General features: G+C 66.0%; 17 protein-coding genes. All 17 read left to right on the top strand.

The annotated features are described in order from the left end of the window. The first annotated feature begins 13 nt into the window (after positions 1-13). The 17 genes from tilS (at position 14) to CH281_RS07495 (ending at position 17,758) form a co-directional block, all read left to right on the top strand. Positions 14-967: a tRNA lysidine(34) synthetase TilS gene (gene tilS, locus CH281_RS07580; RefSeq protein ID WP_179274137.1), complete on the top strand. Its 954-nt coding sequence runs from the start codon at positions 14-16 to the stop codon at positions 965-967. A gap of 11 nt (positions 968-978) precedes the next feature. Continuing rightward, entirely contained in the window at positions 979-1,530 is a 552-nt protein-coding gene (hpt, locus tag CH281_RS07575; protein ID WP_027494374.1) for a hypoxanthine phosphoribosyltransferase, read from the top strand. A 307-nt stretch (positions 1,531-1,837) separates the two neighbouring features. Continuing rightward, positions 1,838-4,663, top strand: coding sequence for an ATP-dependent zinc metalloprotease FtsH (gene ftsH, locus CH281_RS07570; protein ID WP_052053285.1), 2,826 nt, complete (start codon positions 1,838-1,840; stop codon positions 4,661-4,663). 207 nt (positions 4,664-4,870) lie between these two features. Further along, positions 4,871-5,497, top strand: coding sequence for a GTP cyclohydrolase I FolE (gene folE / locus CH281_RS07565; RefSeq protein ID WP_080735587.1), 627 nt, complete (start codon positions 4,871-4,873; stop codon positions 5,495-5,497). A 19-nt stretch (positions 5,498-5,516) separates the two neighbouring features. Further along, positions 5,517-6,365, top strand: a complete 849-nt coding sequence (folP, locus tag CH281_RS07560) for a dihydropteroate synthase (protein ID WP_230598181.1) — start codon at positions 5,517-5,519, stop codon at positions 6,363-6,365. Then, on the top strand, positions 6,362-6,763 hold the full coding sequence (folB, locus tag CH281_RS07555) for a dihydroneopterin aldolase (RefSeq protein ID WP_045841635.1): 402 nt from the start codon (positions 6,362-6,364) through the stop codon (positions 6,761-6,763). The genes folP and folB overlap by 4 nt, the downstream gene beginning before the upstream one ends. Then, the gene (folK, locus tag CH281_RS07550) at positions 6,760-7,269 is read left to right on the top strand and encodes a 2-amino-4-hydroxy-6-hydroxymethyldihydropteridine diphosphokinase (RefSeq protein ID WP_032364478.1); all 510 of its coding nucleotides are present in this window, start codon (positions 6,760-6,762) and stop codon (positions 7,267-7,269) included. Before folB ends, folK begins: the two co-directional genes overlap by 4 nt. Continuing rightward, positions 7,266-7,736, top strand: a complete 471-nt coding sequence (locus CH281_RS07545) for a DUF3180 domain-containing protein (RefSeq protein WP_032369421.1) — start codon at positions 7,266-7,268, stop codon at positions 7,734-7,736. Before folK ends, CH281_RS07545 begins: the two co-directional genes overlap by 4 nt. A gap of 90 nt (positions 7,737-7,826) precedes the next feature. Continuing rightward, on the top strand, positions 7,827-9,059 hold the full coding sequence (locus CH281_RS07540; protein WP_080735588.1) for a DUF6779 domain-containing protein: 1,233 nt from the start codon (positions 7,827-7,829) through the stop codon (positions 9,057-9,059). 114 nt (positions 9,060-9,173) lie between these two features. Next, complete coding sequence (locus CH281_RS07535) at positions 9,174-10,088, top strand: Rossmann-like and DUF2520 domain-containing protein (protein ID WP_032391344.1); 915 nt, start codon at positions 9,174-9,176, stop codon at positions 10,086-10,088. Beyond that, complete coding sequence (gene panC / locus CH281_RS07530) at positions 10,085-10,993, top strand: pantoate--beta-alanine ligase (RefSeq protein WP_094693636.1); 909 nt, start codon at positions 10,085-10,087, stop codon at positions 10,991-10,993. Before CH281_RS07535 ends, panC begins: the two co-directional genes overlap by 4 nt. 4 nt (positions 10,994-10,997) lie before the next feature. After that, positions 10,998-11,429, top strand: coding sequence for an aspartate 1-decarboxylase (gene panD, locus CH281_RS07525; protein ID WP_027494364.1), 432 nt, complete (start codon positions 10,998-11,000; stop codon positions 11,427-11,429). A gap of 4 nt (positions 11,430-11,433) precedes the next feature. Further along, a complete protein-coding gene (locus CH281_RS07520; RefSeq protein ID WP_027494363.1) occupies positions 11,434-12,234 on the top strand; it encodes a type III pantothenate kinase in 801 nt (266 codons plus the stop codon). 161 nt (positions 12,235-12,395) lie between these two features. Then, on the top strand, positions 12,396-12,965 hold the full coding sequence (locus tag CH281_RS07515) for a cysteine dioxygenase (protein WP_080735589.1): 570 nt from the start codon (positions 12,396-12,398) through the stop codon (positions 12,963-12,965). After that, complete coding sequence (locus CH281_RS07510) at positions 12,962-13,384, top strand: rhodanese-like domain-containing protein (RefSeq protein WP_032364474.1); 423 nt, start codon at positions 12,962-12,964, stop codon at positions 13,382-13,384. Before CH281_RS07515 ends, CH281_RS07510 begins: the two co-directional genes overlap by 4 nt. Positions 13,385-13,420: 36 nt before the next feature. Continuing rightward, the gene (gene lysS / locus CH281_RS07505; RefSeq protein WP_032391345.1) at positions 13,421-14,944 is read left to right on the top strand and encodes a lysine--tRNA ligase; all 1,524 of its coding nucleotides are present in this window, start codon (positions 13,421-13,423) and stop codon (positions 14,942-14,944) included. A gap of 273 nt (positions 14,945-15,217) precedes the next feature. Further along, positions 15,218-17,758 carry an ATP-dependent Clp protease ATP-binding subunit gene (locus CH281_RS07495; protein ID WP_032391346.1) on the top strand — a complete coding sequence of 847 codons (2,541 nt, stop codon included), beginning with the start codon at positions 15,218-15,220 and terminating at the stop codon, positions 17,756-17,758. Positions 17,759-17,875 lie beyond the last annotated feature (117 nt).

The raw sequence follows: 17,875 nt of genomic DNA, 5'->3' as shown, positions 1-17,875 counted from the left end.
TGCGGAACGACCCATGCTGCCCGAGTCTCCGGCGTTGCTGGAGGTTCGGCGAGCGGTGCGGGGTTGGTTGGCGGCGCATCCCGGCCCGGTAGCGGTGGCGTTGTCCGGTGGTGCGGATTCACTGGCGCTCACTGCGGCGACGGCAGCCGAGGCTTCGAACGTGACGGCGCTGATCGTCGATCATGGGCTTCAGGCGGGATCGGCCGAGGTGGCTGCCGTCGCCGCCGAGCGTGCCCGGTTGCTGGGCGTCGACGACGCCCGAGTGCTGACGGTGACCGTGGCCGGTTCGGGCGGGATGGAAGCTGCCGCTCGCCGAGCCCGGTACGACGCATTGGACGGCGCGCGCGGCGAAGCCTCGGTACTGGTGGCGCACACTCTCGACGACCAGGCGGAGACGGTGCTGCTGGGCCTCGGTCGCGGCTCGGGGCCGCGGTCCATCGCCGGAATGGCAGCGTTCGACGACCCGTGGGGTCGGCCGCTCCTCGGGGTGCGACGCGCTGTGACGCGGGCCGCGTGCGCGGAGCTGGGACTCGAACCGTTCGAGGATCCGCACAACTTCGATCCCGACTTCACCCGGGTGCGACTACGCCACGAGGTGTTGCCGTTGCTCGAGGACGTGCTCGGTGGGGGCGTCGCTCCGGCTCTGGCCCGCACGGCCGAGCAGCTGCAGGACGACGGCCGGGTGCTCGACGCCATCGCCGCGGCCGTCGTCGATACGAACACGCGCGAGTTGGACGTCTCGGCGATCGAATCGTCCGACCCTGCGATCCGCCGCCGAGTGGTGCGCCGCTGGCTCCTCGGCCGGGGTGTGACGTCGTTGTCGGACCGTCAGATCCGGGCTGTCGATGCGCTCGTCGTGCGCTGGACCGGGCAGGGCGGAGTTGCGCTGCCTGGGGGAACGCCGGAGGCGAGGTTGGTGTGCTCGCGTCGGCATGGCAGGCTGAGCGTCGGCCTGGAGAACGAATGAAGGGAAACCCCGTGTACGAGGGCGACATCGAATCGGTTCTCATTTCCGAGGAACAGATCAAAACACGGACCGCGGAACTCGCAGAGGAAATTGCCAAGCGGTATCCCGAGGGTGCTCCCGAAGGCGACTTGCTGCTGGTCGGCGTTCTCAAGGGCGCGATCATGTTCATGACCGACTTCGCGCGGGCCCTGCCCATCCCGGCGCAGCTCGAGTTCATGGCGGTGAGCTCCTACGGCTCGTCGACGTCGTCCTCCGGCGTCGTCCGGATTCTCAAGGACCTCGACCGCGACATCACCGGACGCCACGTGCTGATCGTCGAAGACATCATCGACTCCGGTCTGACGCTGAGCTGGCTCAAGCGCAACCTGGCGACCCGGTCGCCCGCCTCGCTGTCGGTGGTGACGTTGCTGCGTAAGCCCGACGCGATCAAGGTCGACGTCGAGGTCGCGAACGTGGGCTTCGACATCCCCAACGAGTTCGTCGTCGGCTACGGCCTCGATTACAACGAGCGATACCGCGATCTGCCGTACATCGGTCTGCTGGACCCGAAGGTGTACAGCTGATCCGAGTTCTTTCGGTTCCGCCCGTGTCGCTGCGCTGGACCGTCCGTCAATGGACCGTTGCCGCGCCGAGACGTATGCAATGGTCCATCGATCCGGATAGTGTGCGGCGATACACGGGGAACTGCCGGGGGAGTGCAGTCGTTGGAGGGGAAGAAGCGTCGACGCCGACAGGCGCGTGGACGCAGAGCGCCAGGTAAGAGCGAGTCCGATGTCCGAGTCTCGCGGTAGCCTGGAGTATCCGGCGGGCAGGGAGCAGCCAGCGCGCGGGAGCGGACTGAAAGGACACGGCCGAGTCGGCTGAAGCTGTATGAATCGGAAGACAGTAATACGAAATCTCGCCATCGTTTTCGGCATTCTGTTGGTGATCTATGCCTTCAGCTACTTCGGTAACGACACGCGGAACTGGACGTCGGTCGACACCTCGGTGGCGATCGCCCAGCTCGACGACCGCAATGTCGAGTCCGCGCAGATCGACGACCGTGAGCAGCAGATTCGGCTGACCCTCAAAGAGGCCTCCGACGCCACGGAGAACGAGAAGCAGATCATCGCGAAGTATCCGGACTCGGCGTCCGAGCAGATCTTCGACAAGGTCGACTCGCAGGGCTTGAACAGCTACAACACCACCGTCACCCAGGAGAGCTGGTTCAGCTCGTTCCTGCTGCTCATCCTCCCGATGGTGTTGATCCTCGGCGTGATCATCTTCGTGATGAGCCGTATGCAGGGCGGCGGCCGCGGCGGTGTCATGGGCTTCGGCAAATCCAAGGCCAAGCAGCTGACGAAAGATATGCCGAAGACCACGTTCGCCGATGTCGCGGGCGCGGACGAGGCCGTCGAAGAGCTCTACGAGATCAAGGACTTCCTGCAGAACCCGGCGCGCTACCAGGCCCTCGGTGCCAAGATTCCGCGCGGCGTCCTGCTGTACGGCCCTCCCGGAACCGGCAAGACGCTGCTGGCGCGCGCCGTCGCAGGCGAGGCGGGCGTCCCGTTCTTCACCATCTCCGGCTCCGACTTCGTCGAGATGTTCGTCGGCGTCGGTGCATCCCGCGTGCGCGACCTGTTCGAACAGGCGAAGCAGAACAGCCCCTGCATCATTTTCGTCGACGAGATCGACGCCGTCGGCCGCCAGCGCGGCGCAGGCATGGGCGGCGGACACGACGAGCGCGAGCAGACGCTCAACCAGCTGCTCGTCGAAATGGACGGCTTCGGTGAGCGCACCGGCGTCATCCTCATCGCCGCCACCAACCGTCCCGACATCCTCGACCCGGCCCTGCTGCGTCCGGGCCGCTTCGACCGTCAGATCCCGGTCGGCGCCCCCGACCTGGCCGGCCGTCGAGCGATCCTGAAGGTGCACTCGGCCGGCAAGCCCGTCGCGCAGGATGCCGACCTCGAAGGTCTGGCCAAGCGAACCGTCGGAATGTCGGGTGCAGACCTGGCCAACGTCATCAACGAAGCGGCACTGCTCACCGCTCGTGAGAACGGCACCGTCATCACCGAGGCGTCGCTCGAAGAATCCGTCGACCGCGTCGTCGGTGGTCCGCGCCGCAAGAGCCGCATCATCAGCGAGCACGAGCGCAAGATCACCGCGTACCACGAGGGTGGCCACACTCTCGCGGCATGGGCGATGCCCGACATCGAGCCCGTGTACAAGGTGACCATCCTCGCGCGCGGTCGCACCGGCGGTCACGCGATGACGGTCCCGGAGGACGACAAGGGCCTGATGACGCGGTCGGAGATGATCGCGCGCCTGGTGATGGCCATGGGTGGACGTGCCGCGGAAGAGCTCGTGTTCCACGAGCCGACCACCGGAGCGTCCTCGGACATCGACCAGGCCACCAAGATCGCCCGCGCTATGGTCACCGAGTACGGCATGAGCAGCAAGCTCGGTGCCGTTCGCTACGGACAGGAACAGGGCGACCCGTTCCTCGGTCGTTCGATGGGACAGCAGTCCGACTTCTCGCACGAGGTCGCCCGCGAAATCGACGAGGAGGTGCGCAAGCTCATCGAAGCCGCGCACACCGAGGCGTGGGCCATCCTCAACGAGTACCGCGACCTGCTCGACACCCTTGCCTCCGAGCTGCTCGAACGTGAGACGCTGACCCGCAAGGACCTCGAGAAGATCTTCCACAGCGTCACCAAGCGCCCGCGCATCACGCTGTTCAACGACTTCGGTGACCGTAAGCCGTCGGACAAGCCGCCGGTCAAGACTCCTCGCGAGCTCGCAGCCGAGCGCGGCGAGCCGTGGCCTCCGGTGCCACCGGCACCGAAACAGCTTCCACCGCAACAGTTTCCGCAGCCCAGCTACGCCGGGTCGCCGCAGCTGACCAAGGGTGGGCAGCAGAACGGCAGCAACGGTTACAACGGCGCACCGGGCACCGGCGAGCTCGGACCGAACACGGGTTCCGGTCGACGTAGCGCGCCAGCCCCCGGCGACTACAACGGCGGTAGCAACAACGGCGGCGGCTACAACGGGGCTACCAACGGTGGCGGCTACAACGGCGCTACCAACGGCGGTCCTGCCAACGGAAGCTACGGCGGGCCGACCACAGGCGGCGGATACTCCGAGGGCTATCGCCGGCCCGAGCCCCGATCGGGTCCCAATGGTTCGGGCCCCGATTACGGCGCTCCCGCCGGCTGGTCGGCACCCGGCTGGCCGCCGCGCGATCAGCCACAGGTGCCGCGCTACCAAGGCCCGTCCACGCCGCCGGCTCAGTACCAGCCTCCGCGTGAGCAGGACTCGGATCAGGGCTACCGTCAGCATCCGACGTATCAGCAGCCGCAGTCCTACCAGCCGCCCCAGCCGCAGCAGTCGTACGACCCGCAGCAACCGCAGCAGTCGTATCAGCCGCCGCAGTACCAGCCGGATCCGTTCCGGCCGGACGCCGGGGAGCACGGTCGCACGTCCCGGCACGAGCCTCCCTACGGCGAGAATTCCGAGGGCGCGCCGGAGTCGACTCCCACATGGGAGGTTCCGGAAAGCTCGCACAACTACCCGCTGCCCGGAGACGATCGACCCGCTCATGGTTCGTCGGAGGAGTCGCAGCAGGGTGAGCACGGCGACCGTCACGGAAACGACGACGGCGACGCCGGCCCACGCACCCAACGGTGGGAAGGACCGGGCGGCTCACACCGCTAGTCCGATCATTAGGCTGACTGGGTCGACCGTGACGGTCGACCCAGTGCGTCGTTTCGAACCCGTGCTGTTGTTCGTCGGCGAGCCGTTCACACCGAGCAGCACGCCCGCCCAGCTGCCACATTCGCGGAGCCCAACCGGAGGTACGTTCTCGTGTCAGTCAACAGGACCGACGAGTCGACAGGCGACTCGGCAGAAGTCCCAGCAGCCGTGCAATCCGCCGCCCCGCAGCAGGGAATCGCGGAGACGGTGGCCTTTGCCACGGGCGCGGTGTTCGACCAGCCCCGCGCGGAGGCTGCGGTACGCGAGTTGCTCATTGCCGTCGGTGAGGATCCCGACCGCCAGGGCCTGCTCGATACCCCGGCTCGTGTCGCCCGGTCCTACCGAGAGATCTTCGCCGGCCTCTACACCGATCCGGACACCGCGCTGAACACGACCTTCGACGAAGGCCATCAAGAACTGGTTCTGGTTCGCGACATCCCCATGTACTCCACGTGCGAGCACCACCTGGTCTCGTTCCACGGCGTCGCCCACGTGGGATACATCCCCGGCAAGAGCGGCAAGGTGACCGGTCTGTCGAAGCTGGCCCGCGTGGTGGACATGTACGCCAAGCGTCCCCAGGTGCAGGAGCGGTTGACCAGCCAAATCGCCGACGCGTTGATGCGCAAGCTCGACCCGCGCGGTGCGATCGTCGTGATCGAGGCCGAGCATCTCTGCATGGCGATGCGCGGTATCCGCAAGCCCGGTGCCAGCACCACCACCTCGGCGGTCCGGGGTCTGCTGCAGTCCAGCGCGGCATCGCGTTCGGAAGCCTTGGACCTGATCCTCCGGAAATGACGGTTCCGGTCCGATCACGATGATTCTCGCGCGCTCCGTTCCCGCTGCGCCCATCGTCATGGGCGTTCTCAACGTGACGGCCGATTCGTTCTCCGACGGCGGTCGCTACCTCGACGTCGACGCGGCTGTCGAACACGGCCTGGCGATGCATCGGCTGGGAGTCGACATCGTCGACGTCGGCGGGGAGTCCACGCGCCCCGGGGCGGACCGCGTCGACCCGTCGGTCGAGGCACAGCGCGTCGTACCGGTCATCTCGGCGTTGGCCGCCGGAGGCGTGAGCACCAGCGTCGACACGATGCGCGCACACGTCGCCGCTGCGGCGATCGAGGCCGGGGTGTCGATCGTCAACGACGTCTCGGGCGGTCGAGCCGACCCCGCGATGGCCGGCGTGGTCGCGCAAGGCGGGCTGCCGTGGATCCTGATGCATTGGCGGGCCGCCGACTCGACGTTCCGGCACACCGGTCCGGCCGATCACTACGACGACGTGGTCGCCGACGTCCGCCGCGAACTGCTCGAGCAGGTCGACCACGCAGTGAGCGCCGGGGTCGACGCGTCGCGGATCGTGCTGGACCCGGGCCTCGGATTCGCCAAGAACGCAGAGCACAACTGGCAGCTGCTGCGCGGACTGCCCACCCTGGTGGAATCCGGTTTCCCGGTTCTGGTGGGTGCGTCCCGGAAACGTTTTCTGGGCTCGCTCCTCGCCGAACCCGACGGGTCACCGCGTCCACCGGACGGCCGGGAGATCGCGACGGCCGTCGTCTCGGCCCTCGCCGTCGCCGGCGGCGCGTGGGGAGTGCGGGTGCACGACGTCCGGTCGTCACTCGACGCGGTGGCCGTCGTGCGGGCATGGCAGGGTGGTCGCGCATGAGCGAGATCAACAGTGCCGCTGCAGGGACTCGTCGCGGTGACCGCATCGAATTGCGCGGGCTGACCGTCCGCGGCAATCACGGGGTCTTCGACTTCGAGAAGCGAGACGGCCAGGACTTCGTCGTCGACATCACCGTCTGGATGGATCTCTCGCCCGCGGCCGAGACCGACGATCTGACTCGGACGTTGCACTACGGCGAGCTGGCCGAACATGCCGCGGCGGTCGTAGCGGGCCCGTCCCGGGATCTGATCGAGACGGTCTCCGCCGAGATCGCCGAGGTGGTGCTCGGTTACGACTCCCGAGTCGACGCGGTGGAGGTGGTGCTGCACAAGCCGTCGGCTCCCATTCCCCTGACGTTCGGCGACGTTGCCGTGGTGGCCTATCGGGAGCGAAAGTGAGCCGTGCAGTGCTGTCGATCGGCAGCAACATCGGCGACTCGATGAGCCACTTGCGTTCTGTCACAACGGAATTGGGTTCGCGCGTGGTGGCGTGCTCGGCCGTGCATCGATCTGCTCCGTGGGGTGGCGTCGAGCAACAGGACTTCCTCAACGCGATCGTGGTGGCCGAGGACGATGCCTACGGCCCGTGGGACTGGTTGCGTCTGGCGCAGCAACTCGAGGAGGCAGCGGACCGCGTTCGAGTGCAGCGTTGGGGACCCCGCAGCCTCGACGTCGACGTGATCGTGTGCGACGACGTCATCAGTGACGACCCGCGCCTGATTCTTCCCCATCCCCGTGCACACGAGCGCGCGTTCGTGCTGCTGCCGTGGCTGGACGTCGAGCCCGACGCCACGCTTCGGGTCGACGGGGCGGACGTGCCGATATCCGAGCTGCTCGAGCGTCTGAGTACGGACGAGCGAGCGGGAGTCGTCCGTCTCGACGGCGACGGTGATCGACTGTGGTGACCAATCCCACGAAGATCTGGGATGTCTTGGGTTTGTTTCTGATCGCCGCAGTGGGCACGTGGCTGCTGGTGCGGGTTTTCTACGGTTCGTTTCCGCCGATCCCGGTGTACGCCGGAGCGTCGCTGTATCTGGTCGCGGTAGTGGAAGTGGTGACCGCGGTGATCGTCCGCAATCGCATCGCCGAGCATCGAGTGGGTACCGGTCTGCACGACCTGCATCCGTTGACGGTCTTCCGGGCGCTGGTGTTGGCGAAGGCGTCGTTGCTGGTGGGAACCGCTCTGGTGGGGGTGTGCGTCGGCTTCCTGGTGTACGTATTGCCACGAGCGGCAACGGTGCGAGCGGCGTCGGCGGACCGAGCCGGAGCGATCGTGGCCCTCGTCGCGGGCCTTGCTGTCGTCGCCGCCGCGGTGTGGCTGGAGCAGTGCTGCCGCACCCCGGAAGATCGGGACGACGAGCGCTCCCGATAACGTATCCGTCCCTCGATCGTTACCTTTGTTGTGTACGTGATCGGTCGGGGATGACCAGATGCGACCGACAGGCCGGTTACCCTTGAGAACATGACAGATCAGACTCGCGCCAAGAAGGGACGCCGAAAGCGGCGTAGTGCGAGCCAGCTGTTCCTCGCGGCGCTCGTCGTGTTCGGCATCGTCGCCAGTGTGCTGTTGTTGTTCAGCGAAAGCGTTCAGTGGATGCGCGTCGGGGTGCTCTCGGCGCTGTGGGCCGCGGTGATCGGTGCGTTCGCGATGACGAAGTACCGCAGGGAAGCGGCCGCGGATCAGACCAAGGCCAAGGACTTACAGACCGTCTACGAACTGCAGCTCGCCCGCGAGATCTCGGCCCGACGCGAGTACGAGATGAGCGTCGAAGCCCGGGTGCGCAACGAGACGCGGTTGGAATCGGACGAGGTCGCTGCGCTGCGTAACGAACTGGCCGCGCTGCGCCAGAACCTGCAGGTGCTCTTCGAGGGCAATCTACCGACCGAACGGGTCGCACTGCGCGCCGAGGCGATGCGGATGCAGGAACTCGGTGGCCGTGGCTACGACAGCTATCAGCCCGCACCGTCCGGGTTGTACGTACGAGGTGGCGGCAACGGCAACGGACCCGGCTTCAACGGCGTGGGTACGCCCTACGACGAGCCGGTCACCGCCGAGACGTCGGTGGTCTATCCCGAGGATCCCGACGAAATGCCCCGCGCGACGGCGGCACCGGACACCGATTCCGGGTACGCACAGGACGCGTCCGCCGAGCAAGGTTCTGTGCCCGAGGGTTCCGACGACGTCACCGACGCCGGGCAGAACGACCGCACCGAGCCGCCGGCCGCGCAGTCCCGCCCCTACGGGGCACCGAGGCCGGCCGGTCGGGTGAGCCCGCCCACCTCGCCGTTCACCGCATACAACTTCGAGCAGACGCGTCGACCCGCGGCCGAATCCGAACCGGCCGAATCAGCAGCGGTCGAGGACGCCGAACCTGTGGAGGAGGCACAGGCTCAGCAGGCCCCCGAGCCCGAATCGGCCGAAGAAGAGGCCACGTACCCGGAGTCCCGCCGCTCGCTGCGCGATTCGGCCGATGCGTTCTTCGCAGCCGACCGCGTCGACGACACGCCTGCCGAGGAGACGGCGGATGCACCGCGACGCGGACGCAGGCGCGCCGAATCCCCCGAGGAGGCGTCCGGCGCGCACTCCAACGGCCGTTCCGTGGCCGAGATCATGGCCGGGCTGGCAGGCGGCGATTCGGCCGACACGACGACCACCGACGCAGGCACGCGTCGCCGTCGCCGTCGCGCAGACTGAGAACCAGATCACACCGGTTTCCCATGGCACGTTCGGTGCCGCTGTCGCTATTGTTCCCTGCAGGACGTCTGGTACCCGCCGAGCGGGACTGGAACGAACGAGAGGAAAATTTCGGTGACCTCATCAGGGTTCACTGGTGGTCTGTCTCCGGCTCGCTTGACCGTGGGTGTCGTCTCCGCCGGTCGGGTCGGTACGGCATTCGGTGAGGCGCTCGAACGCGTCGGACACGTTGTCGTCGGTGCCGCCGCGGTATCGGACGCATCCATCGCGCGAGTACGTGATCGATTGCCCGAGTCGCAGATTCTGCCTGTCGACGAGGTTGCCCGTCGCGCCGAACTGCTGATTCTGGCGGTACCGGATTACGAACTGGCCTCGATCGTCGCCGGTCTCGCCGCGACCGGGGCGGTCGCGCCGGGCAAGTTGGTGGCGCACACCTCCGGCGCGAACGGCGTCGCGGTACTGGAGCCGTTGGCTGCCCTTGGCGCGGTTCCGTTGGCGATACATCCGGCCATGACATTCAGCGGCGGACCCGAGGACACCGACCGGATGACGGCCGCGTGCTTCGGCATCACTGCGGGCGACGAGATCGGTTACGCGGTAGCCCAAGCCCTCGTCCTCGAGATCGGTGGCGAGCCGGTGCACGTGCCCGAGAACAACCGGGCGCTCTACCACGCGGCGTTGGCTCACGGCAGCAATCACCTCGTGACGTTGGTCGTCGACGCGGTCGAGGCACTGCGAGTTGCGTTGGCCGGTCCGGGTTTTCCTGGATCCGATGCCGAACGTGGTGTGCCCGAGCGCGTTCTGGCTCCGCTGCTCGAAGCTGCACTGGACAATGCGCTGCGCAACGGACAATCCGCACTGACCGGCCCGGTGGCCCGAGGCGATACCGCGGCTGTCGGCAAACACCTCGAAGTGCTCGAGGCCGTCGATCCACGGATCGCCGCCGGTTATCGTGCGCTGTCGCTGCGGTCCGCCCAACGTATCGGTGCCGCAGCCGATCTGATCGAGATTCTGGAAGGGAAGCGATGACCCTCGCGGGTAGCTACACGAAGGGGCAGTTGACGGTTCATCACGATCCCGCGGTGATCACGTCGGTGTCCAAGGCCCTACGTGGCGTCGGCAAGCAGGTCGCTCTGGTGCCGACCATGGGCGCATTGCATGCCGGCCACCTGCAGTTGGTGCGCCAGGCGAAGCTCACCGGCGCGGTCGTGATCGTGTCGATCTTCGTCAATCCTCTGCAGTTCGGCGTGGGGGAGGACCTCGACGCCTATCCGCGGACCCTCGACGCCGATGTCGAACTGCTCCGCGGTGAGGGCGTGGAATTGGTATTCGCACCGTCCGCGTCGGACATGTACCCGTCCGGGCCGCGCACCACGGTCCATCCCGGTCCGCTCGGTAGTGAACTCGAAGGTGCCAGCAGGCCAACGCATTTCGCGGGAATGCTCACCGTCGTGGCCAAGCTGCTGCAGATAGCCGCTCCGCATCGGGCGTACTTCGGGGAGAAGGACTACCAGCAGCTGACGTTGATCCGGCAGATGGTGCGGGACCTGAACTTCGACGTCGCGGTCATCGGAGTCCCGACGGTTCGCGAGCAGGACGGTCTGGCGCTGTCCTCGCGCAACAGGTATCTCGATGCAGAACAGCGTGATGCTGCAATGGCGTTGTCCGCTGCACTCGCGGCCGGGGCGCACGCCGCTGCCGGTGGTCCGGAGGCGATCATCGCCACCGCGCGTGCCGTACTCGACCAGGTGCCGTTGGTCCAGGTCGACTACCTCGAAGTGCGCGACCCGCATCTCGGCCCGGCTCCCGAACGCGGGGACGGCAGACTGCTCGTGGCGGCCAAGGTGGGTACCACGAGATTGATCGACAACGTCGGTGTCGCCGTCGGCACCGGTTTCTTGGAGTACCCGGACGATCCGAAAAGTGGAGAGTGACACGATGTTTCGTACCATGATGAAGTCCAAGATCCATCGCGCCACCGTCACGCACGCGGACCTGCACTACGTGGGCTCGGTGACCGTCGATCAGGAACTGATGGAAGCAGCCGATCTGCTCGAAGGCGAGCAGGTCACCATCGTCGACATCGACAACGGTGCGCGGCTGGAGACCTACGTGATCACCGGTGAGCGGGGCAGTGGTGTGATCGGAATCAATGGGGCCGCAGCGCATCTGGTGAACCCGGGTGACCTGGTCATCCTGATCGCCTACGGGGTCATGAACGAGCAGGAGGTTGCCGACTACGCACCCCGGGTGGTGTTCGTCGACGACAAGAACCGGCCGGTCGAGCTCGGCAGCGACCCGGCTCATGCGCCCGCCGGTTCGGGTCTGATCACGCCGCGCGATCTGCGGGCCGACTCCGTGCTGGTCTGACTCGATGCTTCTCGCAATCGATGTACGCAACACCAGCACGGTGGTCGGGCTCTTCACCGGCACCGGGGATCACTCGAAACTGCTGCGCGATTGGCGTATTCGCACCGATCCCCATGTGACGGCCGACGAGCTGGCGTTCATGTTGCGGGGGTTGTTGGGCGAACAGGCCGAGCAGATCACCGGGGTGACGGCTCTGTCCACGGTGCCGTCCGTGCTGCGCGAGATGCGGACGATGCTCGTGCGCTACTGGGATCACGTGGTGCACGTGGTGGTCGAACCCGGTGTGCGGACCGGGGTTCCGCTGCTGGTCGACAATCCCAAAGAGGTCGGGGCCGATCGCATCGTCAATACCCTTGCCGCACATGATCTGTACGACTCGGCGTGCATCGTGGTGGATTTCGGCACCACCACGTGTGTCGACGTCGTCTCGGCCAAGGGCGAGTTCCTCGGCGGAGCGATCGCGCCCGGTCTCGAAATTTCGGCCTCGGCCATGTCGACTCGCACCGCGACGCTGCGTGAGGTCGAGATGGTGCGGCCGCGATCGGTCCTGGGAAAGAACACCGTCGAGTGCATCCAGGCGGGCACCATCTTCGGTTTCGCCGGCCTGGTGGACGGGCTCGTCGGACGCATCAGACGTGAGGTGCCGGAGGTCAAAGGCGCCGACGTCGCGGTCATCGGTACCGGAGACATCGCTGCGCTGATCCTGCCCGAGTCGACGACCATCGAGCATCACGAACCCGACCTGACGCTGGAGGGTCTGCGACTGGTCTACGAACGCAACATGGCAAAGCGGCGGCCACGCTGAGTGTTTCAGCGGCGCCCGCGCTGAGTGTTTCGGCGAAGCGGGGTAGCGCGTCGGGCGTTCGTGTGTCAGAATTCTCGGCGTGATGACGTGCATGGCCACCCAGGAGTGTTGTCGAGGCTGACCGCTGCCTCGTTCGTTACACACCCCTGGAGTAGAGCTTCATGCTTTCCACACCTGTATTTTCTGCACCCACCCGACCCCGTTCGACCTCGCGGTCGGTCTCGACATTGCCGACTCGGCTGCGTCCTCCCGACCTGCTTCGGATCACCGATCAGGGCGCATCGGACGTCCTCGAGGGTCGCTTCGACCACCTGCTTCCCGGCGGTGGACAGTGGCCTACCGACGAGCGTTGGGCCACTCGCCTGCACTCCGACGACGATCTCGACGTCTGGTTGATCAGCTGGGTTCCCGAGCGATCCACCGAACTGCACGATCACGCCGGATCGCTCGGTGCATTGACCGTCCTGAGCGGTTCCTTGCTCGAATACCGTTGGGCGGGAACTGAACTGAAAGAGCGTCACCTCGACGCCGGAGATCAGGCAGCCTTTCCGCTGGGTTGGGTGCACGACGTGATGCACGATCCGGCGTCGGCCACGACCGGGCCCACCCTCAGCGTGCACGCCTACTCACCGCCGCTGACGGCGATGTCGTACTACGAAGTGACCGAGCGTGCCACGCTGCGCCGTACCCGCAGTGAGCTCACCGCCGAACCCGAGAAGGCCACGAGATGACCATCGTCGAAATGCTCGAATCCGCTCGCGAGACCATCGATCGCATGACCGTCTTCGAGCTCCGTGATGCTGTCGACCGCGGCGCGGTCGTCGTCGACATTCGCCCGCAGGCACAGCGCGCTGTCGAGGGCACCCTGCCCGGTGCGTTGGCCATCGAACGCAACGTCCTCGAATGGCGTCTCGATCCCACCAGTGACGCGCGTCTGGCGATTGCCACCGACCACGACGTCGAGTGGATCGTCATCTGCTCCGAGGGCTACACCTCCTCGCTCGCGGCCGCGTCGCTCAAGCTGCTGGGTCTGCACAAGGCCACCGATCTGGTCGGCGGCTATCAGGCACTGAAGTCGGCCGGGCTGCTCGGGGTGTTGACGCAGGCCAAGCACTGCGTTCGCGAGGCTGAGGCCGTCGCAGCGCACTGATCGTCCTGACAGTCCTGGACTGTAAAGTGTGTGCGCGTGAGTGATACAGCTTCTACCCAGCCGGCCGACGACACCCCGGAGCAGCTACGGATTCGTCGCGCCAAGCGCGCTGCGTTGCTCGAGCGCGGGGTCGAGGCGTATCCGGTGTCGGTTCCGCGGACCCATTCGCTGCTCGAGATCCGCACCCAGTTTCCCGAGCTCGACGCCGACACGACGACCGGCCTGATCGTCGGCGTCGTCGGCCGCGTGATCTTCGTCCGTAACACCGGCAAGCTGTGCTTCGCCACCCTGCAGGAGGGCGACGGCACCCAGCTCCAAGCCATGATCAGCCTGGCAGGTGTCGGCGAGGACGCCCTCGCAGCGTGGAAGGCCGACGTCGACCTGGGCGACTTCGTGTTCGTACACGGCGAGGTCATCAGCTCCCGTCGAGGTGAGCTCTCGGTGATGGCCGACGCCTGGCAGATCGCGTCGAAGTCGTTGCGGCCCTTGCCCGTCGCGCACAAGGAACTCAGCGAAGAGACGCGTATTCGGCAGCGCTACCTGGATCTGATCACGCGTCCGGAGGCCCGAGAGACCGCCCGCAAGCGCATCGCCGTCGTTCGTGAACTGCGTAACGCACTCGAGCGTCGCGGCTTCCTCGAGGTCGAGACGCCGATGCTGCAGACGCTGCACGGCGGCGCCGCGGCCCGGCCGTTCGTCACCCATTCCAATGCGATGGACACGGACCTGTACCTGCGCATCGCGCCGGAGCTGTTCCTCAAGCGCTGCGTCGTCGGCGGCATCGAGAAGGTCTTCGAGATCAACCGCAACTTCCGCAACGAAGGTGCCGACTCCTCGCACTCGCCGGAGTTCGCGATGCTCGAGACCTACGAGGCCTACGGCACGTACGACGACTCGGCGAAGATGACGCGGGAACTCGTCCAGGAAGTGGCGGTGGCCGCACTCGGATCCACCGTGGTCACCCTGCCCGACGGCACCTCCTACGATCTCGGCGGCGAATGGACGACGCTCGAGATGTACCCGTCGCTGTCGGAGTCGCTCGGATTCGACGTCACCCCCGACACCACCGTCGACGAACTGCTCGCGATCGCCGACAAGGTCGGGCTGGACGTGCCGCGCAAGGACGGCGTCTCGATCTATGGCCACGGCAAGCTCGTCGAGGAACTGTGGGAACACCAGGTGGGTGACGCGTTGACCGAACCGACGTTCGTTCGTGATTTCCCCGTCGAGACGTCGCCGTTGACGCGTCAGCACCGCAGCAAACCGGGCGTCACCGAGAAGTGGGATCTCTACGTCCGCGGATTCGAGCTGGCAACCGGCTACTCGGAGCTGATCGACCCGATCATCCAGCGCGAGCGCTTCGAGGACCAGGCGCGTCAGGCTGCCGCAGGCGACGACGAGGCGATGGTGCTCGACGAGGACTTCCTCGCGGCCATGGAACAGGGCATGCCGCCGACCACCGGAACCGGTATGGGAATCGACCGTCTGCTGATGGCGTTGACCGGGCTGGGTATCCGAGAAACGATCCTGTTTCCGATCGTCAAGCCGTCGCAGGCCTGATCGGAGGCCAGAAAGCTGTTCGCCAGCAGCGGACAGCGATCGGGAAACGTTTTGCAAAGTGCCTGCGTTATGAACAGTAAGCACACGAGGCGGTCCGTCTCGTTGCCGGATACGCAGTATTTCAGGGGTGGAGGGTCGGCGTTCGTCACGTCGGCCAACTACAGTGAGACACAGTCTTACCTTCGAATGCACAAGCGACCGAGTGTTCAGGACACTGCGGCGCTGGAAGAACTGGTGGGCGAGCTACCACCCACCGAGAAGTGAGGGAGAGCGATGTTCGAGAGGTTCACCGATCGCGCGCGGCGTGTTGTCGTCCTGGCTCAAGAAGAAGCCCGGATGCTCAACCACAACTACATCGGCACGGAGCACATTCTGCTGGGCCTCATCCACGAGGGTGAAGGTGTTGCAGCAAAGTCTCTCGAGTCGCTGGGCATCTCCCTCGAAGGAGTTCGCAGCCAGGTAGAGGAAATCATCGGCCAGGGCCAGCAGGCTCCGTCCGGTCACATTCCGTTCACTCCGCGCGCCAAGAAAGTACTCGAGCTCAGCCTGCGTGAAGCACTGCAGCTCGGCCACAACTACATCGGCACCGAGCACATCCTGCTGGGCCTGATCCGCGAAGGCGAAGGCGTCGCAGCTCAGGTTCTGGTCAAGCTGGGAGCCGACCTCAACCGCGTGCGCCAGCAGGTCATCCAGCTGCTGTCGGGCTACCAGGGCAAGGAGCCGTCCGAGAGCGGCAGCGGCCGCGGCGAGGCGGGCACCCCGTCGACGTCACTGGTTCTCGACCAGTTCGGACGCAACCTCACCCAGGCCGCGCTCGAAGGCAAGCTCGACCCGGTCATCGGTCGCGCGAAGGAAATCGAGCGCGTCATGCAGGTGCTGTCGCGTCGTACCAAGAACAACCCGGTTCTCATCGGCGAGCCCGGTGTCGGTAAGACCGCAGTCGTCGAAGGCCTGGCTCAGGCCATCGTCAACGGCGAGGTTCCCGAGACGCTCAAGGACAAGCAGCTCTACACCCTCGACCTCGGCTCGCTCGTGGCCGGCAGCCGTTACCGCGGTGACTTCGAGGAGCGCCTGAAGAAGGTGCTCAAGGAGATCAACACCCGCGGCGACATCATCCTGTTCATCGACGAGCTGCACACGCTCGTCGGCGCAGGTGCCGCCGAAGGTGCCATCGACGCAGCGTCGATCCTCAAGCCGAAGCTGGCTCGTGGCGAACTGCAGACCATCGGTGCCACCACGCTCGACGAGTACCGCAAGTACATCGAGAAGGACGCCGCGCTCGAGCGTCGTTTCCAGCCCGTCCAGGTCGGCGAGCCGACCGTCGAGCACACCATCGAGATCCTCAAGGGTCTGCGCGATCGCTACGAGGCACACCACCGCGTCTCGATCACCGACGGTGCACTCGTTGCTGCCGCCACTCTGGCCGACCGGTACATCAACGATCGGTTCTTGCCCGACAAGGCAATCGACCTCATCGACGAGGCGGGCGCGCGGATGCGCATCCGCCGGATGACCGCGCCGCCAGACCTGCGTGAGTTCGACGACAAGATCGCCGACGCACGCCGGGAGAAGGAATCGGCCATCGACGCACAGGACTTCGAGAAGGCTGCGAACCTGCGCGACAAGGAGAAGACCCTCGTCGGTCAGCGTGCCGAGCGGGAGAAGCAGTGGCGTTCCGGTGATCTCGACGTCATCGCCGAGGTCGACGACGAGCAGATCGCCGAGGTCCTCGGAAACTGGACCGGCATCCCCGTCTTCAAGCTCACCGAGGAAGAGACCACGCGTCTGCTCCGCATGGAAGACGAGCTGCACAAGCGGATCATCGGCCAGGTCGAGGCAGTCAAGGCCGTCTCGAAGGCGATCCGTCGTACCCGTGCAGGTCTGAAGGACCCGAAGCGCCCGTCGGGCTCGTTCATCTTCGCCGGCCCGTCCGGTGTCGGTAAGACCGAGCTGTCGAAGGCACTCGCCAACTTCCTCTTCGGCGAGGACGACGCGCTCATCCAGATCGACATGGGCGAGTTCCACGACCGCTTCACCGCGTCTCGTCTGTTCGGTGCTCCTCCCGGGTACGTCGGCTACGAAGAGGGTGGCCAGCTCACCGAGAAGGTCCGCCGCAAGCCGTTCTCCGTCGTGCTGTTCGACGAGATCGAGAAGGCCCACTCGGAGATCTACAACACTCTGTTGCAGGTCCTCGAAGACGGTCGCCTGACCGATGGACAGGGACGCACGGTCGACTTCAAGAACACCGTGCTGATCTTCACCTCGAACCTCGGTACCTCGGACATCTCGAAGGCAGTCGGACTCGGCTTCTCCTCGGGTGAAGGCACCGGCTCGAACTACGAGCGGATGAAGCTCAAGGTCAACGACGAGCTGAAGAAGCACTTCCGCCCCGAGTTCCTGAACCGCATCGACGACATCGTCGTGTTCCACCAGCTCACGCGAGACGAGATCATCCAGATGGTCGATCTCATGCTCAACCGAGTCGAAGGTGCGCTCAAGAACAAGGACATGGCGATCGAGGTCACCGAGAAGGCCAAGTCGTTGCTGGCCAAGCGTGGATTCGACCCCGTCCTGGGTGCGCGGCCACTGCGTCGCACCATCCAGCGCGAGATCGAGGACGCGTTGTCGGAGAAGATCCTCTTCGGCGAAATCGAAGCCGGCCAGATCATCCTGGTCGACGTCGAGAACTGGGACGGCGAAGGCGCTGGCGAGGACGCGAAGTTCACGTTCCGCGGCGAGAAGAAAGCCATCATCGTCCCCGACGAGGTTCCGGTCGATCTGGCCAAGGCCGCCGGAGACAGCGACAGCGAGTAAGTTTCACCAGTTCCAACACAACGGGCGATCCTCTTCGGAGGGTCGCCCGTTGTCGTATGCCCACCTGCCCCGCCCGCGCACCCAGGACGGGGTCGAATCCACGCTTGGCCAGCAACG

Source organism: Rhodococcus sp. 06-221-2, assembly GCF_002258365.1.
Classification (GTDB): domain Bacteria; phylum Actinomycetota; class Actinomycetes; order Mycobacteriales; family Mycobacteriaceae; genus Rhodococcoides; species Rhodococcoides fascians.
This window is presented reverse-complemented; position numbering and strand designations above follow the sequence as displayed.